This is a genomic window from Streptomyces sp. NPDC019531 (genome assembly GCF_044903305.1).
In the GTDB taxonomy this organism is placed as follows: Bacteria; Actinomycetota; Actinomycetes; order Streptomycetales; family Streptomycetaceae; genus Streptomyces.
In genome coordinates this window covers 163,594-177,880 of sequence record NZ_JBJDQL010000011.1, presented here as the reverse complement: position 1 = coordinate 177,880, position 14,287 = coordinate 163,594, and the positions used below count along the sequence as shown (strand labels likewise).

Sequence of the window (14,287 nt, the reverse complement as noted above, 5' to 3'; positions counted from 1 at the left end):
GAGAGCGGGACATGACTGATCACGCCACCGACACGTTCGTCGCCCACCGCAACCTGCTCTTCACCGTCGCCTACGAGATGCTCGGATCGGCGGCCGACGCGGAGGACGTCCTTCAGGAGACCTGGATGCGGTGGGTCGAGGTGGACCTGGAGCGGGTGCAGGACCGGCGCGCCTACCTGGTGCGCATCACCACCCGGCAGGCGCTCAACCGGCTGCGCACCATGACGCGCCGCAAGGAGGCGTACGTCGGTCAGTGGCTGCCCGAGCCGCTGCTCACCGCGCCGGACGTGGCCGAGGACGTGGAGCTGTCCGAGAGTCTCTCGATGGCGTTGATGTGCGTCCTGGAGACGCTGTCGCCGACGGAGCGCGCGGTGTTCGTGCTGCGCGAGGTGTTCGACGTCGACTACGACGAGATCGCGGCCGCCGTGGAGAAGAGCCCCGACGCGGTGCGCCAGATCGCGCACCGCGCCCGCCGGCACGTCGATGCCCGGCGCCCGCGCAGAACGGCCTCCGCGAGCGAGACCCGGGCGGCGGTGGAGTCGTTCCGGCTGGCGCTCGAGACGGGTGATCTGCAGGGGTTGCTCGACGTGCTCGCCCCCGATGTCGTCCTGGTCAGCGACGGCGGCGGCATCAAGCAGGCGGCGATGCGACCGGTCGTCACCGCCGACAAGGTCGCCCGCTTCATCCTCGGCGGCATCGCCAAGTTCACCGTCACCCTCACCGGCGAGTCCACCGTGGTCAACGGCAGCCCGGCGCTCGTGCTCCACGTGGACGGCGAGATGGACGGCGTCCTGGCGGTACGGGTCGAGGACGGCCTGATCAGCGGCATGTACTACGTCCGTAACCCGGAGAAGCTGACCCGCGTGGGGGCAGAGACTCCGCTGACCCTGCGGACGGCGCCGACGACGGAGTGACCCATTGCCCATTGCGCGATCGGCGGTCAGGCATCCATCATCAGGATTCCTGTTACTTTAACCTTGTAGCGATGGGTGCCAAGCCATGCCGTTCAGCCTTCCTCGAATCCAGGCCAGAGGGATCCAGCTCCTGCTCGGCGGGGTGATGGCTCGTGTCCACAAAGACCTGCGCTTCACCGATATCCCGGCGCGCACGGAGAGCCTTCGGGTGGAGACCGGCGCCGGTCCGGTGACGTGCACCGTGTACCGCCCGTCGGCCGCCGCCGGGGACACCCCCGCCCCCGTGTACATCAACTTCCACGGGGGCGGGTTCGTGATCGCCCGCCCCGAGCAGGACGACCACATCTGCCGCTACATCGCCGCCACGGCCGGGTGCGTGGTGATCAACGTCGACTACGCCGTCGCCCCGCAGCGGCCGTTCCCGGTCCCTGTCACCCAGGCCTACGACGTCGCCGAGTGGGTCGCCGGGAACGGCGCTGCGGGCGGCTGGGACGGAGCGCGCCTCGCCGTGGGCGGACACAGTGCCGGGGCCAACCTGACCGCCGCGGTGTGCCGTCTGGCCAGGGAACGCGGCACCTTCTCGCCCCGGCTCCAGATCCTCGACTCGGCCCCGCTCGACCAAGTGGCCGACCCGGCCACCAAGCAGTCCCTCATCGCCAAGCCGCTGCTCGGTGCCGGGCTCATGCGGATCTTCACCGCCGCCTACGTCCCGGACCCAGCCGACCGCGCCCAGCCCCTGGTCTCGCCCGCCCTCGCCGACGACCTCGCCGGACTCCCGCCCGCCCTGGTCATCACCGCGGAGAACGACCGCCTGCGCAACGAGGGGGACGCCTACGCCAAGGCCCTGGAGGCCGCCGGTGTCCCGGTCACCCACCGGGTCTTCGAGGGCGTCGACCACTACTTCACCCACACGGGCCCGGTACCCGCCGGGAAGGAGGCCATCGACCTGATGGCCACCACCCTGCGCACCGCCCTGAACGGCTGACACCGTCCCAGAGCTACGCTCGCGTGAACCCGTGGCTGCGCTCCACCTTCGCCACATGCAGTGTGTAGCTCTGGTACCACTCGGCCCGCCCGCGCTTCTGTGCCGCGCGGTGCTCGATGTCGCTCCGCCACGCCGTGAGGGCTTCGGCGTCGCGGAAGTAGCCGACGGTGATGGCCAGCCCGCCGGGAGTCTGCGCGTGGTCCATCCCCAGGTACCCGGGAACGTCCTTCACCAGTTCTTCCATGCGCGCGTTGGTCTCGCTGTAGCCGCTCTGGTCCTGGGTCCGTACCGTGGTGAAGACGGCCACGTAGTACGGGGGTTCGTAGGCCTCGACGGGCCTGACAGGCGCTTCGGGGTGGTTGCTCATGGCGCCACCGTAGGGCGGGACGCGCTCGGCGGTCAGAACCACACCGTGTTCGCCGATGCCAGTCCAACTTGAAACCGTCCGGCTGAGGTTGTGGCTGTGGACCAAGCCGGACGTCGCCGCTCAACACACGCTCATCACCAAGCGGGGCGAGGGCATGCTAGGGACTGGGAGTTGGGCCGCGACGCTGGAAGGGGGCGCTCGTGAGCGTCGGGTGCGTGCAGCGATCTGGACGTGTTGCTGTCATCGGAGTGGGCATTCTCGGAGCCAGCGTGGGCTGGAACCTGTCGCGGCACGGGGTCGAGGTGGTCTTCATCGACGCCGGCCAGCCAGGCGAAGGGGTCACCAACTGGTCTTTCTCGTGGGTCAACGCCAGCAACAAGACCGGGCGCAGGTCCTACTTCGACCTGAACGTTGCGGGCATGGCGGCGTACCGGGAGCTTGCAGAGACCATCGGGCCGGACTCATGGTGGCATCCCAGCGGCCACCTGCGTTGGGCTGGGGACCCCGCAGCGGAGGCGAAGCTCCTGGAATCAGCCGAGCTGCTGGCTAGCTGGGACTACAAGGTCGAGGTGTGCACGGGGGCCGAGGTGCGCCGCCGCCTCGAACCTGCTCTCACGGTGCCCGGCAAGACTCCGGTCCTGTTCTATCCCGACGAGGCGTGGGTGCACGGACGGCAACTCGTCGGCCGCCTGGTCGAGCGAGCCGTCGAGTCCGGCGCCGAACGCAGGTCCGGCACCGCGGTCTGCGACATCGGCGTCAGCGCCGACGGGAGCATCCGGACCGTGACTCTGTCGGATGGGGCTTGTCTCGACGTCGATGCCGTCGTGAACGCGGCAGGGCCCAGCGCTTCCCGGGTCGCCAGGCTCATCGCTCGGCACTTGCCGATGCGCCGGGAACCCGGCGTCGTCACCCGGATCGACTGTGCTCGGGTCCCAGTTCGCCGAGCCATGCACGCGCCCCACATCGAGATCCGTCCTGACGGAGACGCGTCGGTGGTCCTTCACAGCCGCGAGATCGACGCACTCATCGACACCGGTGAAGAGCCAGCGGAACTCGCACGGCTGCTCCACGAATCGGCGGAGCGTGTCGTTCCAGAACTCGGCAACTCCCTCATCGCGCAGACACAGGTAGCCCACCGGCCCATCCCGGCCGACGGATTCCCCTCAGTGGGTGCGGTGCCTTCTCTGCCGGGCTACTACGAGGCGGTCTCCCACAGTGGCATCACACTCGGGCCTGTGATCGGCCGGCTACTTGCTTCGGAGATCTTCAGTGGGAAGAGGGACGAGATGCTTGCGGACTTCCGCCCGGAACGGTTCCCTCAGTGACAACGTGCGGAGACGCCAGATCCGAACAGGCAGATGCGTCTCCGTGCGCCCGAATCAGGATCGTGACCGGTGCCTCCCCTGATCCCTTCCGGTCACGGTATTAACTTCGGGGCGACCGGGGCTTCACCAGCGGTAATAGGGGTGGAACGGGCGTGGCGGGATCGTTTCGCGGGGGAAGAACGCGTCGTAGACCCTCGGACTTAGGTGGAAGGCGACGAACTTGTGGGTGGCGGAATGCTGCTCAACCCACTGGATCAGAGGGTCCTCGCGCTCCCTGGGGACGTAGCCGAGAAGGACGTTGCGGACTGTGATCTGCTCGACGAGCCAGGCGACGTGGCCGGAGACGATCGCACGGTGTTCCCACTCCCGGCCTGCGAGAAGTCCGGCGAGCGTCACGACTTGAGGGTGGAAGACCATCGGCGGCACCCGCCTCTTCCCCGTCACCGGTCAGCTCCACTCGGAAACTCCACGAACGTGCGCGGTCCCAGCAACTCGGCAGGCATGGCCTCGGCGGTCAGCTCCTGGAGCCAGAGGAGGTGGAACAACACTGGCAGCGTCGACAGCCGGTCCCCGGCTGCGTCCGCTCCGGCCATGAGCGGCCCCGGTGTTGTGAAGACTTCCCGGAGCCTGGCGGCCGCCGGTTCGCGCAGACACCGCGGGTGCCGGTAGCGCGACAGCCACCGGACATTCGCGAGCAGCACCGCGTCCGGTGTCCCCAGCCGGTCGAACCTCCACCCGGCCTGGGCGCAGAGCAGGCGCGTCACCTCGAACGCTTCGGCGTCCTTCGGCTCGATCCGCTCGTCCGCACGCACATCGACGACGGTCGTCGCCGACCAGTACCAGCCCGGGAAGTGACGCTCACCGCGCAACCAGCGGAACGTACGTACCGGATCCACATCCTCGAACCGGCTCGTCACACAGTCCCGCAGCGGACGCCGTCGACGCCCGTGTACGGCGTCGACGTACGACAACTCGATGCACGGAACAGTCGCGCGACTAGGTTCGCTGAGACAGAGGCCCGAACGGCTCGGTGCGTTGAGAAGACGACTCGATTGAGTGAGACGGGACAGAACCTTCCCTGAACACGGGCCTTGCCATGCGAACAGTTCCGATATATCGTTGACGCATCGCGACAGATCAACGATGGAATGGAGTGATTGCGATGCGTTCCCATGGATTCGAGCGTGGACACGGTGGAGCCGGTCGTAGTGGCCGGGGTGGTCCCGAGAACCTGCGAGGTGCCTTCGGGCCTTTCGGTCCGGGCGGCCCCGGTGGTCCCGGTTTCGGAGGGCCGGGCTTCGGTCCCGGGCCCTGGGGGCCGAGGGGTCGGGGCGGACCCAGGGGGAGGGCGCGGCGCGGCGACGTGCGTGCCTCGATCCTGGCCCTGCTCAAGGACCGGCCGATGCACGGTTACGAGATGATCCAGGAGATCGCCGAGCGCAGCGGCGGGGCGTGGAAGCCCAGCCCCGGCTCGGTGTACCCCACCCTCCAACTGCTGGAGGACGAGGGGCTGATCGCCAGTGAGACCGAGGGTGGCAAGAAGCTGTTCTCGCTCACCGAGTCCGGCCGTACCGCGGCCGACGAGGGCCCCGACGCGCCCTGGGAGGAAGCCTCCCGTGGCGTCGACTTCGAGGCGCTCGGTGAGATCCGACAGGCCGGCTTCGGTCTGATGGAGGCCTTCGGGCAGGTCTGGAAGACCGGCAGCAAGGAACAGCGCGAGAAGGCGGTGGCCGTCATCAACGAGGCCCGCAAGAAGCTGTACCTCATCCTCGCCGACGAGGGCTGACAGAGGACGGACAGCCGTACGGCGATCAAAGGGCGCCCCGTGGAGAGATCCGCGGGGCGCCCTCGCGTGTGCCGCGGTCACTCCACGAGTCCGGCCAGCTTCCGCAGTGACTCGTTCAGCGCGGCCGTCCCCGAGTCCTTCAGCTTGCCCGCCATCAGGGAGACGGCGGCGCCCGTGAACTCGCCGTCGATACGGACCAAGGTGGCGTCGCCGTCGGGGGTCAGGGTGTAGCGCGTGGCGACGCTCACCGCCATCGGGCCCTTGCCCCGGATGGCGAACAGCCGGGCCGGCTCCACCTGGTCGATGGTCCACTCGACCTCGGCGGGGAAGCCCATCAGCTTCATGTTCTCCTGGAAGGTCCCGCCCACTTCGACAACCGTCGGGCCGCCCTTGGGGAAGCTGGTGTGGGTGGCGTTCCACTCCCCGTACGCGGACCAGTCCGTGAGCTGTGCCCAGACCTTCTCCGCGGGCGCCTGTATGCGTGCTTCCGCGCTGATTTCGGCCATGCGACCACCTCTTCGTAGCGGGCTGTGGTGTCGCGGAAAGTAGCCGTAGCGGGGGCAACATTCAATACTGATGAACCGTCAGGAACTGTGGAGGCCCACTCAGTCGACCCGGCTTGTGTGGGACGAGCCGAGTTCGCACCGCGGTTGCGTGAGAGCGCACGGCAATGCGGCGCGCGCCCGCCACCGCAGATAGGCGTGATCTCATCCGTAAGGAGGAGACGCCGGCCCCGGGGTCCGCTCTGCGTGGGACGCGAAGATGCTTCCCTTCGGGGATGACTCGACCACCTGAGACTGATGGGGTTGGGGATGTGCACCCCCGTATCCCCCGGCAGTCCGCCCGTCAACAGGGCGGTCGGCCGCAGGTCGACCCGGACGACGATGCCAGGCTCAGCGCGGAACTGGCAGCGGTGGTGTCCGGTGCCCGCAGACGGGCGCTCAGGGACGGGGACCGGCAGATCGACACGGCCCATCTGCTGCACTCGCTGCTGGACGCCGACGCCGAGGCGTACGCCGTCTTCGACACGGAACCCCAGCTGCCCCGGCTGCTCGGCTATCTCGTGCAGCGCAGCATCGGTTACGGACTGCGCTGGCAGGGCACGGTCGAGGACTCCGGTGCCGTCCCCGTCGTGACGACGGCAGAGGGCTTCCGCCGCTCGCCGCGGGCGCCATGGAGTACGCCTGCGCCCGCGCCGACCGGCGCGACGGCGGCCCCGCCCGTGGGACCGACCTGCTCGCGGCGATCCTGGTGGACCCCGACTCCCGGGCCGTCGAGGTGCTGACCCGCGCGGGAATCGACGCCCCGGCCGTGTTCGAGCGGCTCGGCGACCGCCTACCGGGAGGCCTCCGGAACGGCCCGTCGCACCCCAGCCCCTGAGCAGGCTTCCAGGGGCCTGGGCGGTCCAGCCGCTGAGACAGGAGTCAACAGGGGTGACGCTCATGTCGTCCCCTGTCATCATGGGCCGGTGCATACGTCTGAGAGCAGCAGGGCCGGTGGCGGCGAGGGCGCCGGACTCGGTCTCGCGCTGGTGTCCGCGCTCGCCTTCGGCGGATCCGGGGTCGCGGCCAAGCCGTTGATCGAGGCGGGGCTCGACCCGCTCCACGTGGTGTGGCTGCGGGTGGCGGGCGCCGCCCTCGTGATGCTGCCGCTCGCCGTGCGCCACCGGGCGCTGCTGCGCCATCGTCCCGCCCTGCTCGCCGGGTTCGGCCTGCTCGGCGTGGCCGGTGTGCAGGCCTTCTACTTCGCCTCGATCTCCCGCATCCCCGTCGGTGTCGCCCTGCTCGTCGAGTACCTCGCCCCCGCCCTGGTGCTCGGCTGGGTGCGGTTCGTGCAGCACCGACCGGTCACCCGCGCCGCCGCGCTCGGCGTGGTCCTCGCGGTCGGCGGACTCGCCTGTGTCGTCGAGGTCTGGTCGGGCCTGAGCTTCGACGCCCTCGGCCTGCTTCTCGCGCTCGGTGCGGCCTGCTGCCAGGTCGGTTACTTCGTCCTGTCCGACCAGGGCAGCGACTCCGGCGAGGAGGCCCCCGACCCGCTCGGCGTGATCGCGTACGGGCTGCTCGTCGGCACCGCCGTCCTGACCGTCGTCGCCCGCCCCTGGAGCATGGACTTCTCCGTCCTCACGCACCGGGCCGACATGAACGGCACCCCGGTCGCGGCCGGACTGCTGCTCGGCTGGATCGTGCTCGTCGCCACCGTGCTCGCCTACGTCACCGGCGTGGTCTCGGTACGCAGGCTCTCCCCGGCGATAGCCGGAGTCGTGGCCTGTCTCGAAGCGGTCGTCGCCACCGTCCTGGCCTGGGTGCTGCTCGGCGAACACCTCTCGGCACCGCAGATCGTGGGTGGCGCTGTGGTCCTCCTGGGCGCGTTCATCGCGCAGTCCTCGACCCCGGCCAAGGGCTCAACGGAGCCGGTCGCGACCGGCGGCACCGAAAGTCGGTTGTCCGCCCGGGAGACCGCCGCCTAGGCTCCCGGATCATGCACACGCGCACCCACATCGTCTCTCCGCCGGCCGCCTGAGGCGGGCCCTCCGGAGACCACGCCCGGCCTGTCGCCGGGCGGAACGGTGCTGCCCGCAGACGAAGTCCGCGGACCCCGCCGACGAGCGGGCGTCCTCTTCCGAACTTCCGCGCCTCGGCGCATCTGCGGAGAGAACACGTGTCGCATGCTTCCTCAGGCCTGCCCGTCGGGCGAGGCCTCATCTACCTGATCGTCGCCGGTACCACCTGGGGCACCGCGGGAGCGGTCGCCTCCCTGATCTACCGGACCAGTGACCTGGGCCCGGTGGCCCTGTCCTTCTGGCGCTGCGCAGCCGGCCTCGTGGTCCTGCTGGCCGTCCGTCTCCTACGGCCACGAGCGCGTACGGTCGTCTCGGAGCCGCTCGGACGCAGGGCGCTGCGGGTCGGAGCGTCGGGCGTCGGGCTCGCGGTGTTCCAGACCGCCTACTTCGCCGCCGTACGGTCCACCGGCCTCGCCGTGGCCACCGTCGTCACCCTCGGCGCGGGCCCCGTCCTCATCGCGCTCGGGGCACGCCTGGCTCTGGGGGAGCGGCTCGGGCGGAGCGGGGTCGCCGCCGTCGCCGGTGCGCTCGCCGGGCTCGGCGTGCTGATGCTCGGCGGTGCGGAGGCGTCCGTACGGCCGTTGGGCGTGCTCCTCGGACTGCTCTCGGCGGCCGGATGCTGTGTGATGACCCTGGTCACACGCGCCGCCGGTGCGGAGTCCTCCGGCACCTCCGTCGGCGTGTTCGCGGTCACCAGCCTCTTCCTGCTGCCCTTCGCACTGGCCGACGGCCTGGTCGCGCACACCGGTCAACCTGCCCTGCTCGTGGGCCTGTTGGCCTACCTCGCGACCGTCCCCACGGCCCTCGCCTATGCCCTCTACTTTGAGGCCGCCGCGGTCGTCCGGTCCACGACCGTCTCCGTGATCATGCTGCTCGAACCGGTGAGCGCGGCGGTGTTGGCCGTCGTGCTGTTCGGTGAGCGACTCACGCCGACCACTGCGGTCGGCACCCTACTGATGCTGGGCGCGGTCGCGGGCCTCGCGGTGACGGAGGCGCGCGTGACTGCATGACGGGGCCGAGGGGCCCCTTCTGCCCGAAGGGCCCCCTCGCTCAGGCGCGCTGCCGGCGCAGCAGATGCTCACGGGCCGCCATGTCCCCCGGACCGCGCCGGACCGCCAGTTCGCCCGCGATCCGGTCCCGCACCTCCTCCGTTCGCTTGTCGGCGTACTTGAACTTCGCTCGTGCCGCGGTCACTTCGAGCCGCAGTCCCCGAATTCCCGACAGCATCCGTCCGTACGGCACCTCGCCCACAGCGACCCGGGCAGAGCCCCCCTCCGGCTGGAAGTGTCCGATCTGTCGGTTGAGCAGCGCGGCCTTCTCGGCCGGGTCGTCCACCAGGTGGGCCCGGCAGCGGAGTTGGACGGCCGCGTAGAAGCTCGTGGGCACGCCGTGCTCGGTCGGGGCACCAGGTTCGGCCTGCCAGGGCCCGGGGATGTAGGCGTAGTCGTCGACCACGCTCAGCACGACGTCCGGGTCCGCCTCCAGCGCGCCCCAGATCGGGTTGGGCCGCGCCAGGTGGGTGACGACCTCGCCGCGCTCGCCGTCGTAGGCGAAGTGCAGGGTCTGGACGAACGGCGGTTCGCCCGAAAGGCCGTTGACGGCGAGCTGTCCGAAGTCGTGGACGGCGAGCCACTGTTGCCACTCGGCGTCCTCGCGGGCCTCGTCCCAGGGGTGGATCAGCATCACAGGCCCGCGAGATAGCCGGGGAGCTGGGTGCCGGGGTCCAGGTCGCCGTCGGCCACGGGGGTGCCGTAGCCCTTGCGCAGCGGGACCACGCCGGCCCAGTGGGGGAGGGTGAGGTCCTCGGGCTCGTCGTTGACACCGCCGGTGCGGAGCTTGGCGGAGACCTCGTCGAGGTCGAGGCGGATGACGGCGGTGGCGGCGAATTCCTTCTTGTTGGCCGGCCGGGAGTCGGCGGCACGGCCGGGGACGACGTGGTCGACCAGCGCGTCCAGGGCGAGGCGCTTCTCCTCGGGGTCCGTGACGTTGTACGCGAGACCGTGCACCACCACGGACCGGTAGTTGATCGAGTGGTGGAAGGCCGAGCGGGCCAGGATCAGTGCGTCGACATGCGTGACGGTCAGGCACACCGGCAGCCCGGGGTCCGCCTTACCGGTCATCCGCAGCGGACGCGAACCCGTCGAGCCGTGGACGTAGAGCCGCTCGCCCACCCGGCCGTACAGCGTGGGCAGCACCACCGGGGCGCCGTCCCGGACGAAGCCGAGATGGCAGACGTACCCCTCGTCGAGTATCGAGTGCACCAGTTCCCTGTCGTACGAGGCCCGGTCGGGGGCGCGCGTCGGGACGGTGCGGTCGGTCGGCGCGTAGGCGTTCGGCTCCGGCGTGGTCGCGGTGGTCCCCTGCATTGCCATCTCCATTGCACTAGTGCATAATCTTCTTTGTGCTAGGAGGATATCGGATCGAAGGCCGACGCGCAGCGGAGATTGCGGCCAGCGTCGAGCGTGCGGTGGGTGCGGGAGACCTGGAACCCGGTCAACCGCTCCCGCCTATGCGGGAGTTGGCGGCCGAGCTGAGTGTGAATCCCAACACGGTCGCGGCCGCCTACCGCACCCTGCGGGAGCGCGGGGTCATCGAGACCGCCGGGCGACGGGGGAGCCGGGTGCGCTCCAAGCCGGCCACCACGGGACGCAAGTACGTCCGCGTGGAGGTCCCGGAGGGCGTGCGGAACGTGGCGAACGGCAACCCGGATCCGGCGCTGCTGCCGCCCCTGGGACCCGCCTTCGCGGCGGCCGCCGAGCGCGGCGACCGGGAACCCGTGCTGTACGGAGAGGCGACGGTGGACCCGGAGCTCGCGCGTCTCGCGCGACAGGCCCTGGCCGCGGGCGGCGTTCCGGACGGCCCTCTCGCCGTCGCCTCCGGTTCGCTCGACGTGATAGAGCGGGTACTGGCGGCCCACCTCAAGCCGGGCGACACGGTCGCCGTGGAGGACCCCGGCTGGGGCAGCCTCCTCGACCTGGTCCCGGCGCTGGGTCTGCGCACGGCTCCGGTGGGCGTGGACGACGAGGGCCCGCGCGCCGAAGACGTACGTCGCGCGCTGGAATCGGGCGCCCGAGCCCTGATCGTCACCGACCGGGCCCAGAACCCGACCGGCGCCTCGGTGACCGCCACGCGCGCGCGTGCCCTGCGCGCAGTCCTCAAGGGTCACCCGGACACCCTCCTGATCGAGGACGACCACGGCCACGGCATCGTGGACCTTCCCCTGCATCCCCTGGCCGGAGTCACCCGTCACTGGGCCTTCGTCCGCTCCGTGGCCAAGGCCTACGGCCCCGATCTGCGCCTGGCCGTCCTGACCGGCGACGAGACGACGGTCGACCGCGTCCACGGCCGCCACCGTCTGGGCCCCGGCTGGGTCAGCCGGATCACGCAGCGGGCGGTGGCGCAGCTATGGGCGGACGGCGTGCTGAACACAGCGGAAGTGGCCGCGGCGTACCGCGCGCGCCGGGACCGGCTGATCGACGCGCTGGCGGAGAGAGGAGTGGAGGCCCATGGCCGCAGCGGCCTCAACGTTTGGATCCCGGTCCCGGACGAGACGGCCGCCGTGTCCCGCCTGCTCCATGCGGGTTGGGCGGTGGCCCCGGGTGCCCGCTTCAGGATGAGCGCCCCGCAGGGGATCAGGGTGACCGTGGCGACCTTGGCGGCCGACGAGGTCGCACCCTTGGCGGACGCGATCTCCGGAGCCCTCGGGTCGGCGCCAACCAGGAATTATGTATAGGGGCGAGGCGAGTTGCTTTGGGGGCGCGGGACTGTACCGATCTGCGGCTTCGCCGCGGGGCGCGACCAGCCACGTTCCACCCGCAGCCGCCCACAATGCGCGCAACCCACCCGACTAGGCACCCCGCCGCACCTGAGTGAGCGCAGCCCCCGCAAGAACGACCACCGCCCCTACCGGCGTCGACCAACTCAACGACTCGCCCAGCACCACAACCCCCGCCCCCATGGCAATGACCGGAATGAAGTACGTGACCATCTGCGCGGTCGTCGGCCCCACCTCGGCGACCAGCCCGTACTGAAGGAGAACGGCCACCCCGGTACCGAGCGCACCCAGCGTCGCGACGGCAAGCAGGGGCAGCGCGGAGACATGCGTCGGCACCCCGCTGAACAGCAAGGTGGCGACCGTCAGTTGCACCGTGGCCAACAGCAACTGCGCTCCCGTCAGGGATATGTGCGAGTACCCCACGCCCGCCAGCGTCCGACGAACATAGATCCATCCGATCGGATAGCTGAGCGAGGCCAAGAGGGCCATCGTGGTGCCGGTGAAGTCCAGCCTGCTGAACCCCTGCCATGCACCGAGAACCGTCAGTACCCCCAGAAAGCCGAGCCCGAGACCGGCGACACGCACACGCGTGGGCCGGTCCTCGGACAGCGCGACCATGGACAGCGCCATCCCCCACAGGGGCGAGGTCGCGTTGCAGATCCCTGCCAGCGTGGACGGAATCGTCAGCTCCGAGTAGGCGAAGAGCGAGAACGGCAGCGCGTTCAACAAGAACGCGGCGACCGCCAGATGCCCCCACGTGCGCAGCCCGCGAGGGAGCCGCTCCCGCTTCACCGCCATCGCCGCCGCCAGCACGAGCGTCCCGAAGAGCAGCCGCCCGAGCGTGACCTGGAAGGGTGCGTAGCCCTCGGTGCCCACCTTGATGAGCAGAAAGCTGAACCCCCAGATCAGCGAGAGCACGCCGAAGCGCAGACGCCAGTCGAGGGCGGGGCGGCGGGAGGCCCGAACCGGGGCTTCGGATGCGGTCGCGGTGGTCATGCCGACCACGATCCGACACATGACGTCGTAGCGCAAGCGAGTTTTTCCGCGAGATATCTCGTAGTATTGCTTACATGTTGAACCTGGAGCGCCTGCGCACCCTCGACGCCCTCGCCCGGCACGGCTCGGTCAGCGCCGCCGCCGAGGGCCTGCACATCACGACCTCGGCCGTCTCGCAGCAGATGTCCAAGCTGGAGCGCGAGGTGGGCCAGCAACTGCTCGCCAAGAACGGCCGGGGTGTCCGCCTCACCGACGCCGGCCGTCTGCTGGCCGACCACGCGGCCCGCATCCTGTCCCAGGTCGAGCTCGCCCAGTCCGACCTGGAGGCCCAACGCGGGCAGGTGGTGGGCGAGTTGCGGCTGGCCGCCTTCCCGACGGCCGCGCGCGGACTGTTCCCGGCCGCGCTCGCCGGACTGCGCTCGGCGCACCCGGAGCTGCGGATGACCTCGGAGGAGCTGGCGCCCGAGCCGGCCGTCCTCGCCGTGGTCCGTGGTGACTTCGACCTCGCGGTCGTCCTGGACTGGTACAACAAGCCGCTGCCGGTACCCGATGGGCTGACCAAGGCGCCGATCGTCGACGACACGGCCGACGTGGTGATGCCGGCCGGCCACCGGCACGCCCACCGCACCGAGGTCGACCTGGAGGACTTCGCCGACGACGACTGGGTCAGCTGGGGGGAGAGCGAGTTCTGCCACGAGTGGCTGCTGCACACACTGCGCCCCAAGGGCATCGAGCCGCGCGTGACCCACCGGGCGGCGGAGCACCCCACCCAACTCGCCCTGGTCGCCGCGGGACTCGGAGTGTGCGTGGCACCGCGACTGGGACGCGGACCGCTCCCGGACGGAGTGCGGGCCGTGCCCGTACGGCAGTCGGTCCGCCGCCACATCTACGCCGTGTGGCGGGCGGACGCGGACCGCCGCCCGTCGATCCGGGCGGCCGTCGAGGCGCTGAAGTCCGCGGCGGAGCAAGCGGTTTGAGCTACGCGGACCCCAGCTTGCGGAAGTCCCACGAGACGATCTTCTCCGGTGTCAGTCGTATCCAGGCGTGCCTCCCGTCGTGCGGCATCTCCTCCAGATGGAAGTTCTTGCGCGCGAACAGCGTCTCCGGCACGTCGAGTTCGGCGCGCAGCTCGCCGGTGCGCGGCGCCTCGCCCACGAACTCCACGGCCCCGGACAGCTCGACGCCGCGCAGTTCGTCGTACTCCTCGCCCGTGTCGACCACGATCGCGACCCGCGGATCGCGCCGCAGGTCCGTCCAGCGCTTGCTGCGCACGACGGAGTACAGCCACATCGAGGCGCCGTCCCAGGCGAACCAGAGCGTGCTGACGTGCGGGGCGCCGTCGGTGGACACGGTGGCGACCCGGCAGGTGCGCTGGCTGGTGAGGAACTCGTCCAGCTCGCCCGGCGTCATCATGATCTTCCGGCCCCGACGCTGAGTGACGGTCATACGTCCCCCTCTTTCTCTCGCGTCGTGTCAGAGGAGATCCTCTGACATCACGTCAGAAAAGGATGGGTCGTCTTCCGTCCCCACACAATGGTGGCTACTGTCACCGGCTCCGGGCCACCGGCGAGGAGGGGGA

The 14,287-nt window shown here is 70.3% G+C and carries 16 protein-coding genes and 1 pseudogene; 9 read left to right on the top strand and 8 right to left on the bottom strand.

Going from position 1 to position 14,287, the window contains the following annotated elements:
- The first annotated feature begins 11 nt into the window (after nucleotides 1-11).
- Both ACI2L1_RS16590 and ACI2L1_RS16585 read left to right on the top strand, forming a co-directional pair.
- A complete protein-coding gene (locus ACI2L1_RS16590; RefSeq protein WP_404740029.1) occupies nucleotides 12-914 on the top strand; it encodes an RNA polymerase sigma-70 factor in 903 nt (300 codons plus the stop codon).
- 85 nt (nucleotides 915-999) lie between these two features.
- Entirely contained in the window at nucleotides 1,000-1,899 is a 900-nt protein-coding gene (locus tag ACI2L1_RS16585; RefSeq protein WP_404740028.1) for an alpha/beta hydrolase, read from the top strand.
- A 13-nt stretch (nucleotides 1,900-1,912) separates the two neighbouring features.
- On the opposite strand, the gene ACI2L1_RS16580 is transcribed toward ACI2L1_RS16585, so the two are convergent.
- Nucleotides 1,913-2,266: an antibiotic biosynthesis monooxygenase family protein gene (locus ACI2L1_RS16580; protein ID WP_404740027.1), complete on the bottom strand. Its 354-nt coding sequence runs from the start codon at nucleotides 2,264-2,266 to the stop codon at nucleotides 1,913-1,915.
- A 200-nt stretch (nucleotides 2,267-2,466) separates the two neighbouring features.
- Here ACI2L1_RS16580 and ACI2L1_RS16575 point away from each other — a divergent pair, with 200 nt between their 5' ends.
- Nucleotides 2,467-3,591 carry an NAD(P)/FAD-dependent oxidoreductase gene (locus ACI2L1_RS16575; RefSeq protein WP_404740026.1) on the top strand — a complete coding sequence of 375 codons (1,125 nt, stop codon included), beginning with the start codon at nucleotides 2,467-2,469 and terminating at the stop codon, nucleotides 3,589-3,591.
- Between the two features lie 123 nt (nucleotides 3,592-3,714).
- Here the strand turns inward: ACI2L1_RS16575 and ACI2L1_RS16570 are convergent, their stop codons facing one another.
- Both ACI2L1_RS16570 and ACI2L1_RS16565 read right to left on the bottom strand, forming a co-directional pair.
- The gene (locus ACI2L1_RS16570) at nucleotides 3,715-4,035 is read right to left on the bottom strand and encodes a hypothetical protein (RefSeq protein ID WP_404740025.1); all 321 of its coding nucleotides are present in this window, start codon (nucleotides 4,033-4,035) and stop codon (nucleotides 3,715-3,717) included.
- Complete coding sequence (locus ACI2L1_RS16565; protein WP_404740024.1) at nucleotides 4,032-4,460, bottom strand: TnsA-like heteromeric transposase endonuclease subunit; 429 nt, start codon at nucleotides 4,458-4,460, stop codon at nucleotides 4,032-4,034. Before ACI2L1_RS16565 ends, ACI2L1_RS16570 begins: the two co-directional genes overlap by 4 nt.
- Nucleotides 4,461-4,753: 293 nt before the next feature.
- Here ACI2L1_RS16565 and ACI2L1_RS16560 point away from each other — a divergent pair, with 293 nt between their 5' ends.
- Complete coding sequence (locus tag ACI2L1_RS16560) at nucleotides 4,754-5,377, top strand: PadR family transcriptional regulator (protein ID WP_404740023.1); 624 nt, start codon at nucleotides 4,754-4,756, stop codon at nucleotides 5,375-5,377.
- A 77-nt stretch (nucleotides 5,378-5,454) separates the two neighbouring features.
- Here ACI2L1_RS16560 and ACI2L1_RS16555 read toward each other — a convergent pair whose 3' ends face one another.
- Nucleotides 5,455-5,883 carry an SRPBCC family protein gene (locus tag ACI2L1_RS16555; protein WP_404740022.1) on the bottom strand — a complete coding sequence of 143 codons (429 nt, stop codon included), beginning with the start codon at nucleotides 5,881-5,883 and terminating at the stop codon, nucleotides 5,455-5,457.
- Between the two features lie 308 nt (nucleotides 5,884-6,191).
- Here ACI2L1_RS16555 and ACI2L1_RS16550 point away from each other — a divergent pair.
- The 3 genes and pseudogenes from ACI2L1_RS16550 (at nucleotide 6,192) to ACI2L1_RS16540 (ending at nucleotide 8,947) form a co-directional block, all read left to right on the top strand.
- Nucleotides 6,192-6,757 (top strand): annotated as a pseudogene (locus ACI2L1_RS16550) (Clp protease N-terminal domain-containing protein).
- 88 nt (nucleotides 6,758-6,845) lie between these two features.
- On the top strand, nucleotides 6,846-7,844 hold the full coding sequence (locus ACI2L1_RS16545; protein ID WP_404740021.1) for an EamA family transporter: 999 nt from the start codon (nucleotides 6,846-6,848) through the stop codon (nucleotides 7,842-7,844).
- A 191-nt stretch (nucleotides 7,845-8,035) separates the two neighbouring features.
- Complete coding sequence (locus ACI2L1_RS16540) at nucleotides 8,036-8,947, top strand: DMT family transporter (protein ID WP_404740020.1); 912 nt, start codon at nucleotides 8,036-8,038, stop codon at nucleotides 8,945-8,947.
- Between the two features lie 40 nt (nucleotides 8,948-8,987).
- On the opposite strand, the gene ACI2L1_RS16535 is transcribed toward ACI2L1_RS16540, so the two are convergent.
- Together ACI2L1_RS16535 and ACI2L1_RS16530 are read right to left on the bottom strand one after the other, a co-directional pair.
- A complete protein-coding gene (locus ACI2L1_RS16535; protein ID WP_404740019.1) occupies nucleotides 8,988-9,620 on the bottom strand; it encodes an FMN-binding negative transcriptional regulator in 633 nt (210 codons plus the stop codon).
- Nucleotides 9,620-10,303, bottom strand: coding sequence for a pyridoxamine 5'-phosphate oxidase family protein (locus ACI2L1_RS16530; RefSeq protein ID WP_404740018.1), 684 nt, complete (start codon nucleotides 10,301-10,303; stop codon nucleotides 9,620-9,622). The genes ACI2L1_RS16535 and ACI2L1_RS16530 overlap by 1 nt, the downstream gene beginning before the upstream one ends.
- A gap of 35 nt (nucleotides 10,304-10,338) precedes the next feature.
- Between ACI2L1_RS16530 and ACI2L1_RS16525 the strand changes: the two genes are divergently transcribed.
- Nucleotides 10,339-11,670: an aminotransferase class I/II-fold pyridoxal phosphate-dependent enzyme gene (locus ACI2L1_RS16525; RefSeq protein ID WP_404740017.1), complete on the top strand. Its 1,332-nt coding sequence runs from the start codon at nucleotides 10,339-10,341 to the stop codon at nucleotides 11,668-11,670.
- 114 nt (nucleotides 11,671-11,784) lie between these two features.
- Here ACI2L1_RS16525 and ACI2L1_RS16520 read toward each other — a convergent pair whose 3' ends face one another.
- Nucleotides 11,785-12,708, bottom strand: coding sequence for a DMT family transporter (locus ACI2L1_RS16520; RefSeq protein ID WP_404740016.1), 924 nt, complete (start codon nucleotides 12,706-12,708; stop codon nucleotides 11,785-11,787).
- Between the two features lie 74 nt (nucleotides 12,709-12,782).
- On the opposite strand from ACI2L1_RS16520, the gene ACI2L1_RS16515 reads away from it, so the two are divergent.
- Entirely contained in the window at nucleotides 12,783-13,685 is a 903-nt protein-coding gene (locus tag ACI2L1_RS16515) for a LysR family transcriptional regulator (protein ID WP_404740015.1), read from the top strand.
- Nucleotide 13,686: 1 nt separating this feature from the next.
- Here the strand turns inward: ACI2L1_RS16515 and ACI2L1_RS16510 are convergent, their stop codons facing one another.
- Nucleotides 13,687-14,154, bottom strand: a complete 468-nt coding sequence (locus tag ACI2L1_RS16510; protein ID WP_404740014.1) for a pyridoxamine 5'-phosphate oxidase family protein — start codon at nucleotides 14,152-14,154, stop codon at nucleotides 13,687-13,689.
- Between the last annotated feature and the right edge of the window lie 133 nt (nucleotides 14,155-14,287).